An 18,722-nucleotide genomic window follows, 5' to 3' on the forward strand; every position below is an offset into this window, starting at 1 on the left:
CTTATAATTGTCCTTTTACGTATTTTTTGTTGAACAAAAACAATTTTAATAACAAGTACAACGATGGAATAAGCAAGAAAAATCCCGCGATGAACGCGATAATCAGCGAGATCGCCATCGCTTTATTTGTAAATCCGTCGTAAATCGTTAAGTATGGATACAACAAATACGGATAGTGAGAAACACCGTACGCGTAAAACGCAAACGCGTATTGCATTACTAAGCTAACAAACGCCCAGCCGTAACGTTTCTTTTTCCATAACAAATAAATGGTGATCACGAAAAATACAAAAGAAACGATAAACATCCAAGCGATGTTGAACATGTTGCTATAATGCTCCGGATTATGGTGGCGCAGCTGATAAATGATAAGAAGCGCCGATAAAATCGTCGGCCCGCTCCAACTTAATGCGTATTTTCGCAATAGTTCGCGCGCCTTCATATCCCCTGCTTCATTGGCGTAATACGTCAAGAATGTAGCGGAAATATAAAGGACGCTCGTAATGCTTAACAGCACAATACTCCAAGTAAGCGGGCTGACAAACAGCTCTTTATATAACAGGGTGAGAGTTTGCCCGCTTTTCTCGACAAATCCTCCTTCGGAAATAGTCAACACGATCGATAATGACGCTGGAATAAATAGCCCTGTTAGCCCGTAGGCAAGCAAATACCAATTCCTTTCTGTCCTGCCATACGTATGAAACGCATAATACGACCCGCGAATCGCCAAAAGCACAATGGCAATGCTGGCAGGAACGAGCAAAATCGAGCCGTAATAATACGCTGTTTTCGGGAAAAATCCAACGATTCCAACGAAGAAAAAGACAAGAAACACGTTCGTTACTTCCCATACCGGGGAAAGATAACGCTGGATGATTTTATGCAAAATATGCTTTTTCTTCGCAATATCGCTGTATGCGCTGAAAAACCCGGCGCCAAAATCAATCGATGCAACGATGACATATCCGAATAAAAACAACCATAAGACAGATATGCCTATAATTTCTAATGTCATTAAGATACTCCCCCCTGTTCAAGAGAGCGTTCCGCCAACTCTTTTTCCACCGGATTTTTTCGGAACATATTGATCAACACTGTGACACTTGCAATTCCTAAAATAAGATACAAAATCGAAAAAACAACAAGCATCGTATCTACATTCCCCGATGATGTTGCCGCTTCCGCCGTTTTCATATAGCCGCGCAAAATCCATGGCTGCCGGCCGACCTCAGCGAGGTACCAGCCCAACTCAATTGCCAGCATTGAAAGCGGACCTGCAGCGACAAGCAACGCCAAAAACGGCTTGCTCATAATCCATTTCCATTTCAATTGTTTTCCAAGCCAATAAATCGCCGATACAATCGTAAGTAAAATTCCGATCGTAACCATTAAATCGAATAAATAATGGATATAAAGCGGCGGTATTTCATCTTTTGGAAATTCATTTAGCCCTTTCACTTCTGCGCCCGGGTGATTATGCGCCAAAATGCTTAACGCATATGGAATTTCGATTGCATTTTTAACATTGTTGTTTTCGTCTAACGTGCCGAACATCACAAGCGGCGCATGGGTGCTCGTTTCAAAATGCCATTCCGCCGCCGCTAATTTTTCCGGTTGATATTCCGCTAAAAATTTTCCCGACAAATCACCGACAAGCGCGCTCGCGAACGAAAAAATAAAAGCTGTCTTCACCGTTAAATACAGCGCTTTTTTGTGATAAATATGGCGGTTGCCCCGCAGTAAATGCCAAGCAGCGATGGACGCCAAGATAAAAGCGGAAGTCATATAAGCGGTCGTTAATACGTGCGCCACTTTTGTCGGCGTCGCTGGATTAAACATTGCGGCAAGCGGCTCGATATTCGTGATGACACCGTCTTTCAACTCAAAACCTTGCGGGGTATTCATAAATGCGTTCACCATCGTAATAAACATTGCCGAAGCCGAAGAACCGATCGCCACCGGAATCAATAGCAATAAATGTTTCTTCTGGTTTTCAAACCGGTCCCACGTATATAAATAAATGCCAAGGAAAATCGCTTCAAAAAAGAAGGCAAACGTCTCCATAAACAACGGCAAGCTGATGACTTGGCCTGCAAGTTGCATAAAGTTCGGCCACAGCAATGACAGCTGCAACCCGATCGCTGTTCCTGTCACGACACCTACCGCTACTGTAATAACGAAACCGCGCGTCCATCTTCGCGCAAGTAAAATGTAATGTTCATCATTTTTCCGAATCCCCACCCATTGGGCAATCGCAATCATCAACGGAACGCCGACACCAATCGTTGCAAAAATAATATGAAACGTTAACGTTAATTCGGTTAACAGCCGGCTGAACATCACCGGATCATATTCCCACATCGCCACATCCTCCTTTTATGAAAACAGTCTGCCAACCATCGACAGAAGCATAATAAACGCAACTAAAAAACTAACCATCACCAGCCATTTTTCTTGACGCTTCCACACAGTTTTTCCTCCTTTAATTTCTCTTGCATTTATTACTTTATCAACAAATAATGAGGAAATAGCAAAATAACTTTGACAAGATGGTGAATTTGTGATGTTTGTCACAAAATTGTCATGATTAACACGGTTATAAATGTAAAAATGTTTTTTTACCATTATGCTTACGGACCGGATTGCCAAAAAAATAAAATGGCTACCATCGACAATGATGATAACCATTTCCTTATATTTTATACAAAAAGAAACAAAAAATAATCACCGAACAACAATTAAAAGTGCTAAAAACCAAATAAAATTCCCTTTTCGAACTGCTGTTATGTTTTTATTGTATGCAAATGAACGCAATAACAAACAAATAAAAAGCTGCCTTTAGAGCAGCTCTATGTCACAATTATATATATTTTCGATCCACCATTTTTCCATCATACGTAAATAATACAGGCTTCTCTTCCACGACCGTCTCCATATGAACAGAGCGCCCCCATAGCTGATAAATGTACGGAAGCACTTTTTCTAAGTATTTTATATCTAATTCGATTCCTTCATACCAATGCTTTAAATATAGCTCACCATTGCGCATATAATCTCCATCATTTACTGTAATGTATGGAAATCCACCATTGACACGCATGCTGACGAGCTGGTCGCGAACGTGCTCCCAATCTTTATCAACAATTTTATACTCTTTTCCTTGCTTTTGGAATAAATACATATCTTCGCGCATCACTAACTCTTTCGTTAAATAATTGCGCAAAAACGAAATATCGGATTCCAATTCGCGCACTTCAAAAATTTTTTCGCGTCCCGATCCTGGCTTAATGCCTCGTTTTTTCATTTCCTCTGTTGGATTATTCCAGCGTTCCTCAATGTCTTCGAAAATTTTCAATCCTAAATAATACGGGTTAATGCCTGTGCGTGACGGCTGTACGACATTGGCATTTAATTTCGCAAATTCAACCGCCTCGTCGCTCGTTAAATCCATTTCCCGCAAAATTCGTTGATGCCAATACGTCGCCCAACCTTCGTTCATAATTTTCGTCTCAAGCTGCGGCCAGAAATAGAGCATTTCTTCGCGCATCATCGTCAAAATATCGCGCTGCCAATCTTCCAGTTCCCGGCTATATTCCTCAATAAACAACAGTACGTCTTTTTCCGGCTGCGGCGGAAACTTTCTGCGCTTTTTGCGCGGTGGCGGAGCAGGTTTGTCTTTTTCATCAAGACTCCATAAATCGTCGTATGGCGTCGCTATCTTTGGCGGCTCTTCCTCTTCATACACTTCCGTATCTTCCCATGTCCACGACAGCTTTGGACGAAGCAGCGACGGATCGATATGCTCTTGAATCGCCAACACTGCATCTAAAAACTTTTCCACTTCCAATTTTCCGTATTGGTGTTCGTAATGTTTGATTCGCTCGGCGGTCGCCGCCATGCTTTCGATCATATCGCGCTTTGTGTTGCTAAAGCGCACGTTATTTTTAAAAAAGTCGCTATGCGCCAGCACGTGCGCGACGATCAATTTATTTTGAATAAGCGTATTTGTATCCAACAAAAATGCGTAACACGGATCGGAATTGATCACCAGTTCATAAATTTTGCTTAATCCCAAATCGTAATGCAGCTTCATTTTATGAAACTGCTTGCCAAAGCTCCAATGGGAAAAACGTGTTGGCATGCCGTATGCGCCAAAGGTGTAAATAATATCGGCCGGACAAATTTCATATCGCATCGGATAAAAGTCCAATCCAAATCCTTCGGCGATTTCTGTAATCTCGGCAATCGCCCGCTCCAACTCCTTTAATTCATCCTGCCGCATGCACATCCCCCCCTTTTCCTCTTATCACAATGTATGAGGAAAACGAAATTTTGATACGCTTAAGTCCAAACCTAGAAAAAAATCATATGTCCTTCCCGAAAACTAAGACGATTCTTTACTTATTAAGCAAGAAGCAGGACATAAAAATGTGGCATTAAGGACAATCTCCCATGTTGCTAAGGAGGGGAAGCATGCCTTCATTTCGTCCATGGCGCATTGCGCCAGTTGTTGCGTATGTCGATCAACAGTTCCTAACCATGAGAAGGAATGGCTAAAAATCAATAAATCTAATCTATCCCTACAACTGGACTGCGCCGTTCAAGCAATACGACATCACGCCATACCCCATTTAACTTTCCTATACGTTGTCGTACGCCTACTTTGCGAAATCCAACACTTTGATGCAAACGTAGACTTGGTATGTTTTCGGGAAAAACCCCTGCAGTTAAAGTCCAAAATCCTTTTGCCTCTGATTCTTTGATCATGGCTTGCAGAAGTTGTTTTCCCACTCCTTTTCCTCGACTCACATCTCGAACATACACACTCACCTCTCCTACTCCTTCATACACGCAGCGATGCGATACTTTACTTATCTTACACCAGCCTTGAATACCCACTTCGTTTTCAGCGATCAAACATAAATTTGCAGCAATCGTCGATTCCCATTTTTCCAACGATGGTGCCGTCGTTTCAAACGTTGCTTGCCCTGTTGCAATCCCTTGCTCGTAAATTTCCTTTACTTGCAGCCAATCTTCTCCGCGAAAGCGGCGAATGTTCATATCAAAGTTCCTCCTTCTGTGAGATCGGAATGATCGTAGGAAACAGCTCGCTCCATTATATTTCTCTTATCCAACGAGGTTCCGAGCTGTCACACCACATTTTTACGGTTTCATTGCTTTAATGACCGCAGAAACAATGTAATCAGCGATGTCCGTTCCAGGCACCCAATCTTTGATAAACTCCTTCGATTCATCTTTCGGTTCAATAGTGATCTGTGTGAATCCACTCTGTTGTAACATGGATTCCAGTTCTCCAATCGATGCTGCACCTGATATGCAACTGGAATACAAAACATCCATATTGTTTTTGATTTCCGCTGGAAGTTCTGCCGTCGCCACAACATCGGAAATGACAAGGCGCCCTCTTGGTTTCAGCACACGATAGGCTTCCTTGAACACTTTGGGCTTATCTGGGGAAAGGTTAATGACACAATTAGAAATAATGACATCGACCAAACCATCTTCCACCGGTAAATATTCGATCTCTCCTAACCGAAATTCGGTGTTGGCAAAGCCGCCCTTGGCAGCATTGCTGCGTGCTTTGCTGATCATTTCTGGCGTCATATCCACGCCAATGACGCGTCCGGTTTCTCCAACCTGACGAGCGGCCAAAAAGCAATCGAAACCGGCACCGCAGCCAAGATCCAACACCACTTCTCCGGGTTTCAATTCCGCAATTGCTATCGGATTGCCGCAACCAAGTCCAAGATTGGCTCCTTTTGGCACGGCAGATAATTCCTCATCCGAGTACCCTAGTTTTGCCGATATCTCACTAGGTGTACTGTAACATTCGGAAAAGTCTGAACAACATCCGCCAAAATTTACTTCTTGCAGAGCAATTTGCTTATAGCGGTTGCGGACATTTTGCCGGATTTGATCGTGAGTAATGTGATTCATAAGTTTATCACTCCTTAATTCCGTCATATGTGAAAATACTTCGTCCTAAATTATCGATTTATTTTTCGATCAATGGTTGTTGCTATAAATTTTCCCTCGGTGGTTAACGATAACGTGTGTCCCCCTCTATTTTCAGGAAGCGGCGTTTTTTTACTAAATTTTGCATCTTATTCGCCAGTTTCCGCAAATTTTTTGATGCGCGCGCCGATTTCATCACGGACGCGGCGGAATACGGCTAATTTTTCCTCTTCCGTTCCTTCCGCCTTTGCCGGATCATCAAATCCCCAATGGACACGTTTCACACGCGGCGGGGTTACTGGACAGTGATCTGCCGCATGGCCGCATAACGTCACAACAAGATCTGCTTTATTTAAAATTTCCGGATCAATGACATCCGACGTTTGGTTCGAAATATCAATCCCTGCTTCTTTCATGACTTTTACCGCGTTTGGATTTAGTCCATGCGCTTCAATACCGGCGCTGTATACTTCCCACTCGTCGCCAAGATATTTTTTCGCCCATCCTTCTGCCATTTGGCTGCGGCAAGAGTTTCCCGTGCATAAGAAGTAAATGACCTTTTTGTTTTTCATGTTTCATTCCACCTCTGTTGTTAGTATGATACTGATTCTGTTTTAAAGTATTTTCGTTGAAACCATAGTGCCACGTTGACTAACGCAATCATGACAGGCACTTCGACAAGCGGCCCAATGACAGCTGCAAACGCTGCACCGGAATCGATCCCAAACACGCCAACAGCTACGGCAATTGCTAACTCAAAGTTATTGCTGCCGGCTGTAAAGGCAAGTGTTGTCGTTACAGGGTAGCTCGCCCCAAATTTCTTCCCTAAGAAAAAGGAAACGAAGAACATCAATACAAAGTAAATGAACAATGGAATGGCGACTCTCACTACATCCAGCGGCAAGCTTACAATAACGTCCCCTTTTAAAGAAAACATGACGATAATCGTAAACAATAAAGAAATCAATGTAATCAGGCTGATTTTTGGAATGAATACCTTCTCATACCATTGTCTTCCCTTTGCTTTTACCAAGACAAAGCGCGTCAGCATTCCGCCCAAAAACGGAATCCCTAAGTAAATAGCTACCGACTTAGCGACTTCCATCATATTGTAATATGAACGACAGCGCCTTTTAGCCCTAACCATTCTGGAATGATCGTCGCAAACACATACGCATAAACAGAGTAAAATAGCATTTGGAATACAGAGTTAAACGCCACAAGTCCAGCTGCGTACTCCCTGTCTCCTTTGGCTAAATCATTCCAGACAATGACCATTGCAATACAACGGGCCAGACCGATTAAGATGAGTCCGACCATGTATTCCGGTTTATCCGGCAAGAATACAATCGCCAACACAAACATAAGAATCGGTCCAATAATCCAGTTTTGTACGAGCGATAACACTAATACTTTCGCATTTTTAAAGACGCGTCCCATCTCCTCGTAGCGAACTTTTGCTAACGGAGGATACATCATGAAAATTAAGCCAATGGCAATTGGAATCGATGTCGTTCCTACCTGCAAGCTGTTCATTACGTCTATAAAACCCGGAAAGACGAATCCTAAGCCAATTCCTGCTGCCATAGCAAGAAAAATCCAAAGCGTTAGATATCGATCCAAGAACGATAGGCGTTTTTTCCCCGTATGATTCGTTTTTTCCTCCCAATTTACATTGTAGATTAACAACCGCAACGAAGCGCAGGGTTGGTTTCCTCAATCTTACGAATATTCTCCGCTTGATCTGGAATATGTTGCAAAATATCTTGGATAAAATCATATAACTCACTTTGTGGATTGAGGGAATAATAAATCCACTGCCCCCTTCTATCTTCTTTTACTAATCCTGCATCTTTTAGCTTGCGAAGATGCTGACTAATCGCCGGCTGACTCATGTCAAACACCGCCAGAAGCTCACATACACAACACTCACGTCGTTTTAAAATTGCCATGATCGTTAAACGTGTTTTATCACCAAGCAATTTTAAAACGTGTGAGGCTTTTTCTATTTCCACTGCTGTTTTTTGCATGGAAACACCCCCTATTATTGTATAATTATATAGCTATTTACTTATATACAGTCTGAAAATGGAAAATAGTACTTCTAAATCCCTTTATTATTGATGTTACATCATTCATATCCACGACATCGATATTGTAGTATAACTGTACTTACTCTTCCCTTTAATAATTATATAACTATATACTTATATAAAATAAGCGAAAAGTGATTTTTATTTCTGGTGTCCCAAGTTTACTGTACTGATGGTGGAATTTTACACAATAATTTGGACTTGACTCACGTATGCATTGTTTATAATAAACATTAGCAATAATATTCCGGTTCATCGCTTCATTCTTTAAATTCGTTAAAGTGTGGTGATACAGTGGGACATTATTTACATTATGTGATCGGCCATTTTGGGTACATTGGTATTATGATCGTGTTAATGCTGGGGATCGTCGGTATGCCAATTCCGGATGAACTTCTGCTTACGTACGTTGGATACCAAATTTCCACAGGTTTTATGTCATATCCTATCGCATTTGTTTTTAGCTTTATCGGCGCTATAACAGGTATTTCCATTAGTTATTTTTTAGGGGTAAAACTCGGATTACCGTTTTTACGAAAAGTGGGGCCGACTATACATATTACCGACAAGCGGATGGAGCAAACGAAAACGTTATTCGCCAAATTAGGACCATCCGTGTTGTTTATTTGCTATTTTATCCCTGGTGTCCGTCATGTTGCCGCTTTTTTAGCCGGCGCGAACGCATACGACGGGAAAAAATTTATGGTGTACGCCTATAGCGGTGCATTTGTCTGGATTCTCACCTTTCTGACGATCGGCAATTATTTAGGGGAAAATTGGATGACGATGAAGCAATATATGGATAAATATCGCGCCTTTTTTATAGTCGCATTTATTTGCTTGTTCGCTTTTTATTGGTATTATCAGCAAAAGAAGAAGTAAAACACCGGCCAAAAGGCCGGTGTTTTACATGCTTGTTTTGGTATTTCCGTATGTTTCCATTAAAATCCCCATAAACGTTCCAAATCCAAACATAAACATGGAAGCACCTATAATGCCTAAGCTGATGATCGTAAGAAAAAAGTCTTTATTGTAAGCGTTTGCAACAAAACTCAACAAAAACAAGGAAATGCCGACAATTAACCCTACAGCAGCGATCATTTTGCACATTTGCGTAATCTCTTTGCCTTCACCTTCATAACGTTCCATCATTTTCACCATCCCCTTGCTTTGAGGATATCATTTTTGTCACAAAATTGCAATATTTATTTTTACTTTTCCCCGCTTATTTAGGTTATAATTTATTTTTTACCTACCATTGTAACATTTACAGTGCAAAAACGAGCCCCGGCATCATACACTAACGATAACTCCTGCTGTAAAGGAGGCATGCCCATTGAACACGCTGGATTATGATAAAGCGTTGTATTACACACACCGGTCCGAATGGGATAACTTGCTTATTTTAATGGTGCGCACACAAGACGATTTGCTTTCGAAAAAAATTGAAAAATTTCTTCATGCTTACAACTTCGAGCATGATTACTCGATCATTCAAAAGCGTCTAACCGCTCTGTTGCGTTACATCGACCATGCTCTTGAGGCAAGCGAACAAAAAACGGGAACCGAGCAGTACGCTTGCCTGTATCAATGAAAGCAATGCAAAACAGACAATGCCGAAAATGGCATTGTCTGTTTCATCTCTTGCAAAAAATACGGTTGAATGAGTGGACGAAAAATAATGTTATCAATAAAACATGCGCCGCTTACGTTTTCTCGAACAACTTGGCCGGAATTAGCAAAATCCGCATCGTCCCTCTTAGCTTCATTGCCCCCAGACGTTATCATTTTGCTTATGATTGAAGCGATGAAGCGGTATTTAAAAAATGGCGCACCCGCTCCATTACCGCGCCGGAAAGTTGTTGCAGCTTCGCTTCGCTGTCAGAGAGCGACTCTCCTTTAACACCGAAATACACTTTAATTTTTGGCTCTGTCCCCGACGGACGCAAACAAAACCATGAATCGTCCTCCAATATGTACTTTAATACGTTGGAGGTTGGAAGCGCAATCAACGTTTTTTCGCCAGTCGCAGCGTTTACCCGTTCTTTCGTTTTGTAATCCTCGATCACGATTACTTTTTTTCCTGCCACCTCTGTCGGAGGTTCATTGCGGAACGATGTTAAAATCGCTTGGATCGTTTCTGATCCTTTTTTCCCTTTTAGCGTCAACGACTGCTGCTCTTCGCGGTAATATCCGTATTGGTCAAACAATCGCAGCAATCCTTCGTATAAAGACATGCCTTGTTTTTTATAAAAAGCACATACTTCCACCGCTAATACCGCTGCTTGCACCGCATCCTTATCACGTACAAAATCACCGATTAAATAGCCATAGCTTTCCTCGTAGCCAAATTGGAACGTATACTGACCAGTTTGTTCATATTCTTTGATTTTTTCGCCGATAAATTTAAATCCTGTTAGCGTATCCACTGTATCCAAGCCGAAAGACTGCGCAATCGCGCGGCCAAACTCAGACGTAACAATCGTTTTTAGCACTACTCCGTTTTCCGGCAATATTCCCCTTTCTTTCTTTTGTGACAGCAGGTAATGAAGCAATAAGCCGCCTGTTTGGTTCCCGGTCAGTACGACATAGTCTCCTTTTTCATTTTTTACGGCAATCCCTAATCGGTCGGCGTCAGGATCTGTCGCAATTAACAAATCAGCATTAACTTCTTTGCCAAGTGCTATCGCTAAGGCAAACGCCGCGTGTTCCTCCGGATTTGGCGACGCAACGGTAGAAAAATTCGGATCTGGCTGTTCTTGTTCTTTCACCACAAATACATTGCGGTATCCAAGTTCCTTTAACGCGCGACGGATCGGCTTGTTGGACGTGCCGTGCAGCGGCGTGAAAACAATGTTAACATCGACCTCTTCCGCAAGCTTCGGTTGAAGCGAAATCGTCTTTACAGCGTCAATATAGGCACTGTCCACTTCTTCTCCAATCATTTGAATAAGGCCTTTTTCTTTCAAAATCGCTTCATCTTCAACATCGATATCCAATTCATTTTCCACTTCATTGACGTATCGAATGACCGCATCTGCCGTCTCTGGAGGAAGCTGCCCACCGTCTTCGCCGTACACTTTATATCCATTATATTCTGGCGGATTATGGCTTGCGGTGATGACGACGCCGGAAAATGCGCGCAAATAGCGAACAGCAAACGAAAGCTCGGGCGTCGGCCGCAGTTCATCGAATACATACGTTTGAATACCATGAGTAGCCAGCGTTTTCGCCGCTTCCATCGCAAATTCCCGCGACTTGTGCCGCGAATCGTAAGCAATAACGACACCGCGCTTTTTCGCATCTTCGCCAAACGATTCTATGTACCGCGCTAAACCTTCTGATGCTTTCCGAATCGTATATACGTTCATCCGGTTTGTCCCCGGGCCGATTTCCCCACGCATGCCCCCTGTGCCAAACTCTAAATTTTTATAAAAGCAATCTTCAAGCCACTGAAGGTCGCGTTGATGCTCCTTTAATGAACGCTTTAATTCTTCATCTAACGGCTCATATGCTAACCATTGCTCATATTTTCTCTTCCAATTCAACGGACATCCCTCCGGATCGATAAATTCCTTGTTTTTTATGTATTCGTTATCATCATACAATATACCGAACAAAAGAAAAAGGATGTCTCACAAAAAAGAGACATCCTTCTCTTCTTTTATCCTTGTGGTTGCGATGGCTGTGAAATGTTTGTCAACGCTTGTTCCGCCGCTTGATCGGAAGCGCTGTTTGTCGCGATATCGCCTAGAGCGACAATGCCTTGAAGCTGATTGTTTTCTACAATTGGCAAACGGCGGACTTGATTTTGCGCCATTACGTTTGCCGCTTCTTGCACGCTCATATTCGGCGTACCGGTGACGACGCGGTTGGTCATCACTTCCGATACAGGAGTGGAAGCTGGATCTTTTCCTTGCGCTGATGTGCGGAGTGTAATGTCACGGTCAGTAATCATTCCTTTTACTTGACCGTTTTCCACTACTGGAAGAGCACCAATATTTTTTTGGCTCATGATTTGCGCAGCTTCTTGAACCGTTTGGTTAGGAGAAACGGTCGCGACATTTTTCGTCATAACATCTTGAACTTTGTTGCTGTTGTCATTATTCAATGTGATCCTCCCCTTTCACCGATTATTGTGGCCGATTCGCGGGAGGATATAGGTAGAAAATAATGTTTGCACCGCTTTGTATTGGCACGGAAAAGAAATTTTTTATGGCAAACGGATTTTATATACGCGCGCTTCCCATGGGCGCAAGCGAATTTCCTTTAGCTCCTCTGCTTCATTGACTTCGTAATTGCTAATAAGCAGTTCTTTTGTTTTGTAGGTGATATTATCTGGAAGCCGGAAAACGGGATTGTTTCCAGAAAAATTCGTAATCACAATAAGTTTTTCATTTTCCAGCGTGCGCGTATATGCGTAAATATACGGGTCATCTTCCAAAATTAAATCATATGTTCCATAGACAATAATGTCATGTTGCTTGCGGAGTTGAATTAACTTTTTATAATAATGAAACACCGAATTCGGATCGGCGAGCGCCGCTTTTACGTTGATCTCTTTATAATTCGGATTTACTGGAATCCACGGCGTCCCTGCCGTAAATCCTGCGCTTTCGCTATCATCCCACTGCATCGGCGTGCGCGCGTTGTCGCGCCCTTTATAATAAATTTTTTCCATCACTTTTTGCGGATCTTCCCCATATTCTTCGACATGTTCTTTATACATGTTTAACGTTTCAATATCGCGGTAATCTTCAATCGACGGAAAGCGCACATTGGTCATTCCGATCTCTTCCCCTTGGTAAATATACGGTGTTCCTTGCAGCATATGGAGAAATGTCGCGAGCATTTTCGCCGATTCGACCCGATATTTGCCGTCATCGCCAAAACGAGAAACAGCGCGCGGCTGATCGTGATTGTTTAAGTAAAGACTGTTCCATCCTTTTCCTTCTAATTCTTTTTGCCATTTTGTCATCGTTTTTTTCAAATCGGCCAACGACCATGGACGAATATCCCATTTTCCGCCAGGCCCTGAATCTAAATCCATATGTTCAAATTGAAACACCATGTTTAACTCACGGCGCGATGGATCGGTGTATAAAATTCCTTCTTTTGGTGTGACTCCCGGTGTTTCTCCGACCGTCATAATGTCGTATTTCGACAACACTTCCCGGTTCATCTCTTGCAAAAATTCATGGACGCGCGGACCGTTCATATAATATCGGCTTCCCGACGCGTATTTTTTTCCTCTTTGCAGTTCGCCGTCCGGTAATTCCGGCACTTTGGAAATCATATTAATGACATCCATGCGGAAACCGTCGACGCCCTTATCAAGCCAAAACTTCATCATCTCATACACTTCGCGGCGCACTTTCGGATTTTCCCAGTTTAAATCAGGCTGTTTTTTAGAAAAAAGATGCAAATAATATTCTCCCGTCGTTTCATCATATTCCCAGGCAGAACCGCTAAAAGCGGACTCCCAGTTATTCGGTTCTTTTCCATCTTTCCCAGGCCGCCATATATAGTAGTCGCGATATGGATTGTCTTTTGACTTTCTTGATTCGACAAACCACGGATGCTCATCTGATGTATGATTGACGACTAAATCCATCACTAACTTAATCCCTCGTTTATGCATTTCCTCAAGCATTTCTTCCCAATCTGCCATTGTGCCAAATTCATCCATAATCTCTCGATAATCGCTTATATCATATCCGTTATCATCATTTGGCGACTTATATACCGGTGACAGCCATACAACATCGACGCCAAGCTCTTTTAAATAATCAAGCTTCGCGATAATGCCGCAGATATCGCCAATGCCATCCCCATTGGAATCGTAAAAACTACGCGGATAAATTTGGTACACAACTGCTTCTTTCCACCATACTCTTTCCAAGTTTCTCACCTCTATGTCTATGTACATATACGAAAGCGGTTGCACATAAGTATTGTACTATAAATCAAAAGATAACGGTTATTCATTTTACATTCTCCTTTTCGTCCAATATAATGGAAATGGCATGTACATAAAAATGAGGGGATTTCAGTCATGAACAGCAATAAGGCAAAAACATTAGAAAACGCGCTTATCGGCGCCTGGGGGATTTCATTGGTCGCAACGCTTGGCAGCCTTTACTTTTCCGAAATTTTAAAATTTATCCCTTGCGATCTTTGCTGGTTTCAACGGATTTTTATGTATCCGCAAGTGATTTTACTAGGGCTCGCTGCGATTCGCAAAGAATACAGCATCGCCCGCTATAGCTTGGCGCTGTCGGTCATCGGCGGGGCTATTTCCCTTTACCACTATCTTTTGCAAAAAGTACCTTTTTTTCAAAATCACGCTATTTCCTGTGGCCGCATTCCTTGCACGGGACAGTACATTAATTGGCTCGGCTTTATTACGATTCCATTTTTAGCGCTAGTTGCCTTTTCTCTCATTAGCGTATTAAGCATCTTCATTATTCGCAAAGTGAAAGAAGGGAAACAAAGTTGAAAAAGCTCTTTATTTTTGGATCGATTATTGTGGCGCTGTTTGCAGCGCTCGCCTTTGTCACGTCATATCAGCAAAAAGAAGCTGCCAAAGATAATCCGTACCATAAAAAAGAACTTGATCCCGCAACCGTTGCGCAGCTTGACGACCCGAACTATCAAAACCTTATCTTGCCGGACGAATTAGAAAAGAAGCTAAAAAATAAAGAAACGGTCACCGTCTATTTTTATAGCCCGATTTGTCCGCATTGCCAAAAAACAACTCCGATCGTCGTTCCTTTGGCCAAGAAAATGGGAATCGATTTAAAAATGTTTAATTTGCTGGAATTTGAAGATGGATGGGACAAATATCATATTGAAGGGACACCAACGCTTGTTCATTACGAAAAAGGGAAGGAAGTAAAACGAATCGACGGTTATCATGAAGAGGCGGTGTTCCGCAACTGGTTTTCCTCGATTCAACATCGCCATCAATAAGGAGCTTGCCCCGCAACTGGCAAGCTCCGCCTCACATTAACCATTCGCTTTGTGATGGCAAATACATGCTGCATGGATAATGCTGCTTGGCGGCAAACTGCTCTATCGCAAACGGAAACATAATGCCGTACCGCCGAAGCAATTCAACGTTCCGCTGAAATACATCACGGTACCGTCCGCAATCTCCGCTTTTCCCTACATATTCAATGACGGTAATTAATGATTGCAGCGATGAAATAATTTGAAACGCTTCCTTCGTTGTCCCATTGTATTTTACGCGTTTTTCTTTTAATGGAAGAACTTGCCATTTTTCAAACTCATGAATTTGTTCGTCAGCGAAATAATACGGAAAAATGTTTGTATAAAAATAATTTACTAAATAATGGATATATCCCTCTTGTTCTTTCGTTGCCGCATAAGCCGTATTCATCGCTCTTGCCACCTTTTTGCAATCACGCTTGCGCAATTATTAACAAAACGATACTATGAGTGTATCATACATTATGTACACATAGAGGTAGAAAGTGTTTCCAACGCGGAAAAAATTCGGAGTGAAATGAACGATGTGGTTAAAAAAAGGAGACTGGCTCGAATGCGCCATTCCTTCTTTTTGGCAGGGGCAAACGATCGAATCGCTGCTGAAAGAAGTATGGTGCACTTCGAAAAAATTCGCGCACCAGCTGCGCATGGAAAAAGGAATTAAATTAAATGGAAAAGAAGTGCCATGGCAAACTACGTTACGAGAAAATGACCGTTTGCAGCTGTACCTTTATCAGCCTGAGCCTTCTGTCATTCTTCCCGAGTATCGGGAACTTTCCGTTTTATGGGAAGATGAGCATCTGCTCATTGTGAACAAGGAGGCCGGCATCGATATCCATCCTTCCGAGCCTTTTCAAACGGGAACGTTAGCGAACGCGGTCGCTTTTTATTTGCAAGCGCAAGGCATTTTGACGAAAGTGCGCCATATTCACCGGCTTGATCGCGATACATCGGGAACGATTTTGTTTGCCAAACATCCGCTTGCAGGCGCGACGCTCGATCGGATGCTGGAAAAGCGGCAAATCAAACGGACGTATGTAGCGCTCGTCCATGGCATTGTCAAAAATAAATCTGGAACGATTTCCGCCCCGATCGGGCGCGACCGCCATCATCCAACAAGGCGAAGAGTTTCGAGAACAGGCGCAAAAGCGGTGACGCACTATCGCGTTTTACATACGTTTTTAAACGAGCAAGCATCGCTTGTCGAGCTTTCCCTTGACACCGGACGCACGCATCAAATCCGCGTCCATATGAGCTACATCGGTCATCCGTTAGTCGGCGATGTTCTTTATGGCGGCGAAAACACGTTTCATCGCCAAGCGCTACATGCCGTCAAACTATCGTTTTTGCATCCTTTTACGAAAGAAACGGTTTCATGCGTCGCTCCGGTTGACGATTTCCCCGTTGATATTGCGCGATTTTACATCGATTCACAATAAAAGGCAGACGCTAAAACGTCTGCCCTATAAACGAAGTTCTTCCTTTTCGCCGAACACATCATCTTGTGTTTCCTCTTCTTTCTCCTGCTTCAAGACTTCCACCGTTTTCACATGGTGGCCGTCCATCTCCTTCACCGTAAACAAGTAATTGTCTATTTCGACGCTATCGCCTACTTTAATATCATAGTGTTTCGTCAAAATCCAGCCCCCAATCGTATCGACATCATCATCATCGATGGAAAGGCCGAACAAATCGTTCACTTCGCTAATCAACACTTTTCCGTCGACAATCGTACGCGTTTCATCCACTTTTTGGATCAGTGGAATTTCATCCACGTCAAATTCGTCTTGAATTTCGCCAACGATTTCTTCTAAAATATCTTCGACAGTGACAAGTCCCGATGTTCCGCCGTACTCGTCGACCAAAATTGCCATGTGAATGCGCTCTTTCTGCATTTTCACAAGCAAATCATGAATAGCGATTGACTCAATTACCTGAATGATTGGACGGATATAATCTTTCATTTGTTTTTCTGCGGATGGGTTTGTCACAAGATCAGTAAACACTTCTTTCACGTTGATGAGCCCGAGAACGTGGTCTTTATCGCCGTCGATCACCGGATAACGCGTATATTTTTCCTCTTTAATAATTTCCAAATTCTCTTTCACGCTTCGATTGATATCGAGCGCCACAATTTCTTTGCGCGGCACCATAATTTCTTTTGCAATCCGGTCGTCAAAACGAAAAATATTGTTCACATACCGATATTCCGATTGGTTAATCTCCCCGCTTTTGTAGCTTTCTGATAAAATGAGGCGCAGCTCTTCTTCGGAATGGGCAATTTCATGTTCTGCGGCCGGCTGCAGCCCAAACACTTTGGTGACAAGGCGCGCTGAATTGTTGAGCGTCCAAATAAACGGATACATCGCTTTATAAAATAAAATAAGCGGTTGTGCGGTAAACAGCGTGATCGCTTCTGCTTTATGAATGGCAAACGTTTTTGGTGCCAGCTCGCCGACCACGACATGAAGAAACGTAATCGCCGAAAAGGCAATAACGAAGGATAAAACGTGCGAAAGCGACTCCGATAAATGGATGCGCTCAAAAAGCGGCGTTAGTATCCTTTCCACCGTTGGTTCACCGAGCCAACCAAGCCCCAGCGACGTCATCGTAATGCCTAATTGATTCGCCGATAAATAGCCGTCAAGGTTAGAAATCACCTTTTTGGCAGCAATCGCCCGTTTGTTTCCTTCGCTAACTAATTGGTCAATGCGCGAGCTGCGAACTTTGACAATCGCAAATTCCGAAGCTACAAAAAAAGCGGTACATGCGATAAGCAAAGCCACTATCAATAAATTGACTATGTCCAATTGGTTTCCGGGCGCGGATCGTGCGCCCGGATCACACCTCCTACAGACAGGTTTCTGTTCTTATTCATCATTATTGCTGCTTTGCGTAAAAATTAACACGTATTTTAACAATTCTAAAACCGAAATGAGCGTTGCTGCCACATACGTCAATGCGGCCGCTCCTAATACTTTGTTGACGCCGCGCTTTTCATCCGGGTAAATAAGCCCTTCTGCCAACATAAACTTTTTCGCCCGCGAGCTTGCGTTAAACTCTACCGGCAACGTAATGAGTTGAAAAGCAACGGCAAAGGAGAAGAAGATAATCCCTAAGCCAATCAGCGAAAGCTGATGAAGCAAAAACCCGACTAGCAATAAAAACGGTGCCACTCCCGATGCGAAATTTACGATTGGAAACATGCGATGGCGGAGCACTAGCGCGCCGTATGCTTGCTGATGCTGCACCGCATGCCCGACTTCGTGCGCGGCAACCGATATAGAAGCAATCGACCGTCCATAATATACCGGTTCCGACAAGCGGACGACACGCGAAATCGGATCATAATGGTCCGTTAATCTTCCCGGAATTACTTCAACCGGTACATCATAAAGGCCGTTACGGTCCAAAATCATGCGCGCCACTTCCGCACCTGACAAACCGGAAGAAGCTGGAACTTGTGACCAAGCATTGAAGTTGCTTGAAACTTTCCATTGCGCCCATAGCGAAACGCCAAAGGCAATGAGAATGACAAAATCCATCGGATGGAATAGCATCACAGCACCCTCCGTTATCCTCTATCACATAAAATGTGTATACTAATATTTATTGTACTTTAACGATCATTCATACGTCAAA

General features: G+C 42.9%; 19 protein-coding genes and 1 pseudogene. 5 read left to right on the forward strand and 15 right to left on the reverse strand.

Annotated elements, in window-relative coordinates:
- Position 1: 1 nt before the first annotated feature.
- The 8 genes and pseudogenes from MWM02_RS15945 to MWM02_RS15980 form a co-directional block, all read right to left on the reverse strand.
- Positions 2-1,015, reverse strand: a complete 1,014-nt coding sequence (locus tag MWM02_RS15945; protein WP_064552643.1) for a cytochrome d ubiquinol oxidase subunit II — start codon at positions 1,013-1,015, stop codon at positions 2-4.
- Complete coding sequence (locus MWM02_RS15950) at positions 1,015-2,361, reverse strand: cytochrome ubiquinol oxidase subunit I (RefSeq protein ID WP_064552644.1); 1,347 nt, start codon at positions 2,359-2,361, stop codon at positions 1,015-1,017. The genes MWM02_RS15945 and MWM02_RS15950 overlap by 1 nt, the downstream gene beginning before the upstream one ends.
- Before the next feature lie 499 nt (positions 2,362-2,860).
- Positions 2,861-4,282: a SpoVR family protein gene (locus MWM02_RS15955; RefSeq protein WP_064552645.1), complete on the reverse strand. Its 1,422-nt coding sequence runs from the start codon at positions 4,280-4,282 to the stop codon at positions 2,861-2,863.
- Between the two features lie 287 nt (positions 4,283-4,569).
- Positions 4,570-5,061, reverse strand: a complete 492-nt coding sequence (locus MWM02_RS15960) for a GNAT family N-acetyltransferase (RefSeq protein WP_244402428.1) — start codon at positions 5,059-5,061, stop codon at positions 4,570-4,572.
- Between the two features lie 102 nt (positions 5,062-5,163).
- Complete coding sequence (locus MWM02_RS15965) at positions 5,164-5,958, reverse strand: arsenite methyltransferase (RefSeq protein ID WP_244402429.1); 795 nt, start codon at positions 5,956-5,958, stop codon at positions 5,164-5,166.
- 167 nt (positions 5,959-6,125) lie between these two features.
- Positions 6,126-6,548 carry an arsenate reductase (thioredoxin) gene (gene arsC / locus MWM02_RS15970; protein ID WP_244402430.1) on the reverse strand — a complete coding sequence of 141 codons (423 nt, stop codon included), beginning with the start codon at positions 6,546-6,548 and terminating at the stop codon, positions 6,126-6,128.
- Between the two features lie 20 nt (positions 6,549-6,568).
- Positions 6,569-7,563 (reverse strand): annotated as a pseudogene (arsB, locus tag MWM02_RS15975) (ACR3 family arsenite efflux transporter).
- 95 nt (positions 7,564-7,658) lie between these two features.
- Positions 7,659-8,006: an ArsR/SmtB family transcription factor gene (locus MWM02_RS15980; protein ID WP_064552650.1), complete on the reverse strand. Its 348-nt coding sequence runs from the start codon at positions 8,004-8,006 to the stop codon at positions 7,659-7,661.
- Positions 8,007-8,363: 357 nt separating this feature from the next.
- Between MWM02_RS15980 and MWM02_RS15985 the strand changes: the two genes are divergently transcribed.
- Positions 8,364-8,951 carry a DedA family protein gene (locus MWM02_RS15985; protein ID WP_244402431.1) on the forward strand — a complete coding sequence of 196 codons (588 nt, stop codon included), beginning with the start codon at positions 8,364-8,366 and terminating at the stop codon, positions 8,949-8,951.
- 24 nt (positions 8,952-8,975) lie between these two features.
- On the opposite strand, the gene MWM02_RS15990 is transcribed toward MWM02_RS15985, so the two are convergent.
- Positions 8,976-9,221, reverse strand: a complete 246-nt coding sequence (locus MWM02_RS15990) for an MFS transporter (RefSeq protein WP_232509614.1) — start codon at positions 9,219-9,221, stop codon at positions 8,976-8,978.
- A gap of 184 nt (positions 9,222-9,405) precedes the next feature.
- Between MWM02_RS15990 and MWM02_RS15995 the strand changes: the two genes are divergently transcribed.
- Entirely contained in the window at positions 9,406-9,663 is a 258-nt protein-coding gene (locus tag MWM02_RS15995; protein ID WP_064552651.1) for a YhdB family protein, read from the forward strand.
- A gap of 199 nt (positions 9,664-9,862) precedes the next feature.
- On the opposite strand, the gene MWM02_RS16000 is transcribed toward MWM02_RS15995, so the two are convergent.
- The 3 genes from MWM02_RS16000 to MWM02_RS16010 form a co-directional block, all read right to left on the reverse strand.
- Positions 9,863-11,617: a phospho-sugar mutase gene (locus MWM02_RS16000; protein WP_064552653.1), complete on the reverse strand. Its 1,755-nt coding sequence runs from the start codon at positions 11,615-11,617 to the stop codon at positions 9,863-9,865.
- Positions 11,618-11,733: 116 nt separating this feature from the next.
- Complete coding sequence (locus tag MWM02_RS16005; protein WP_420038613.1) at positions 11,734-12,144, reverse strand: CBS domain-containing protein; 411 nt, start codon at positions 12,142-12,144, stop codon at positions 11,734-11,736.
- Positions 12,145-12,282: 138 nt separating this feature from the next.
- Positions 12,283-13,971, reverse strand: coding sequence for a glycoside hydrolase family 13 protein (locus MWM02_RS16010; protein WP_244402432.1), 1,689 nt, complete (start codon positions 13,969-13,971; stop codon positions 12,283-12,285).
- Between the two features lie 153 nt (positions 13,972-14,124).
- On the opposite strand from MWM02_RS16010, the gene MWM02_RS16015 reads away from it, so the two are divergent.
- Positions 14,125-14,568: a disulfide formation protein C gene (locus tag MWM02_RS16015; protein WP_244402433.1), complete on the forward strand. Its 444-nt coding sequence runs from the start codon at positions 14,125-14,127 to the stop codon at positions 14,566-14,568.
- Positions 14,565-15,041: a thioredoxin family protein gene (locus tag MWM02_RS16020; protein ID WP_244402434.1), complete on the forward strand. Its 477-nt coding sequence runs from the start codon at positions 14,565-14,567 to the stop codon at positions 15,039-15,041. Before MWM02_RS16015 ends, MWM02_RS16020 begins: the two co-directional genes overlap by 4 nt.
- Positions 15,042-15,072: 31 nt before the next feature.
- On the opposite strand, the gene MWM02_RS16025 is transcribed toward MWM02_RS16020, so the two are convergent.
- Complete coding sequence (locus MWM02_RS16025) at positions 15,073-15,471, reverse strand: YhcU family protein (protein WP_244402435.1); 399 nt, start codon at positions 15,469-15,471, stop codon at positions 15,073-15,075.
- 133 nt (positions 15,472-15,604) lie between these two features.
- Between MWM02_RS16025 and MWM02_RS16030 the strand changes: the two genes are divergently transcribed.
- Positions 15,605-16,519 (forward strand): RluA family pseudouridine synthase, encoded by a 915-nt coding sequence (locus MWM02_RS16030; protein ID WP_064552659.1) that lies wholly within the window; start codon positions 15,605-15,607, stop codon positions 16,517-16,519.
- Positions 16,520-16,543: 24 nt separating this feature from the next.
- Here the strand turns inward: MWM02_RS16030 and MWM02_RS16035 are convergent, their stop codons facing one another.
- A complete protein-coding gene (locus MWM02_RS16035) occupies positions 16,544-17,890 on the reverse strand; it encodes a hemolysin family protein (RefSeq protein WP_064552660.1) in 1,347 nt (448 codons plus the stop codon).
- 60 nt (positions 17,891-17,950) lie between these two features.
- Entirely contained in the window at positions 17,951-18,640 is a 690-nt protein-coding gene (locus MWM02_RS16040; protein ID WP_064552661.1) for a zinc metallopeptidase, read from the reverse strand.
- Positions 18,641-18,722 lie beyond the last annotated feature (82 nt).

The sequence above is a fragment of the Parageobacillus sp. KH3-4 genome, from assembly GCF_022846435.1.
In the GTDB taxonomy this organism is placed as follows: Bacteria; Bacillota; Bacilli; order Bacillales; family Anoxybacillaceae; genus Parageobacillus; species Parageobacillus thermoglucosidasius_A.

Coding starts and splice junctions, on each gene's coding strand:
- MWM02_RS16015 (WP_244402433.1), top strand. CDS start 14,125: ATGAACAGCAATAAGGCAAAAACATTAGAAAACGCGCTTATCGGCGCC.
- MWM02_RS16030 (WP_064552659.1), top strand. CDS start 15,605: ATGTGGTTAAAAAAAGGAGACTGGCTCGAATGCGCCATTCCTTCTTTT.
- MWM02_RS16005 (WP_420038613.1), bottom strand. CDS start 12,144: ATGACGAAAAATGTCGCGACCGTTTCTCCTAACCAAACGGTTCAAGAA.
- MWM02_RS15955 (WP_064552645.1), bottom strand. CDS start 4,282: ATGCGGCAGGATGAATTAAAGGAGTTGGAGCGGGCGATTGCCGAGATT.
- MWM02_RS15980 (WP_064552650.1), bottom strand. CDS start 8,006: ATGCAAAAAACAGCAGTGGAAATAGAAAAAGCCTCACACGTTTTAAAA.
- MWM02_RS15990 (WP_232509614.1), bottom strand. CDS start 9,221: ATGATGGAACGTTATGAAGGTGAAGGCAAAGAGATTACGCAAATGTGC.
- arsC (WP_244402430.1), bottom strand. CDS start 6,548: ATGAAAAACAAAAAGGTCATTTACTTCTTATGCACGGGAAACTCTTGC.
- MWM02_RS16025 (WP_244402435.1), bottom strand. CDS start 15,471: ATGAATACGGCTTATGCGGCAACGAAAGAACAAGAGGGATATATCCAT.
- MWM02_RS15945 (WP_064552643.1), bottom strand. CDS start 1,015: ATGACATTAGAAATTATAGGCATATCTGTCTTATGGTTGTTTTTATTC.
- MWM02_RS15950 (WP_064552644.1), bottom strand. CDS start 2,361: ATGTGGGAATATGATCCGGTGATGTTCAGCCGGCTGTTAACCGAATTA.
- MWM02_RS16040 (WP_064552661.1), bottom strand. CDS start 18,640: ATGCTATTCCATCCGATGGATTTTGTCATTCTCATTGCCTTTGGCGTT.
- MWM02_RS15965 (WP_244402429.1), bottom strand. CDS start 5,958: ATGAATCACATTACTCACGATCAAATCCGGCAAAATGTCCGCAACCGC.
- MWM02_RS15960 (WP_244402428.1), bottom strand. CDS start 5,061: ATGAACATTCGCCGCTTTCGCGGAGAAGATTGGCTGCAAGTAAAGGAA.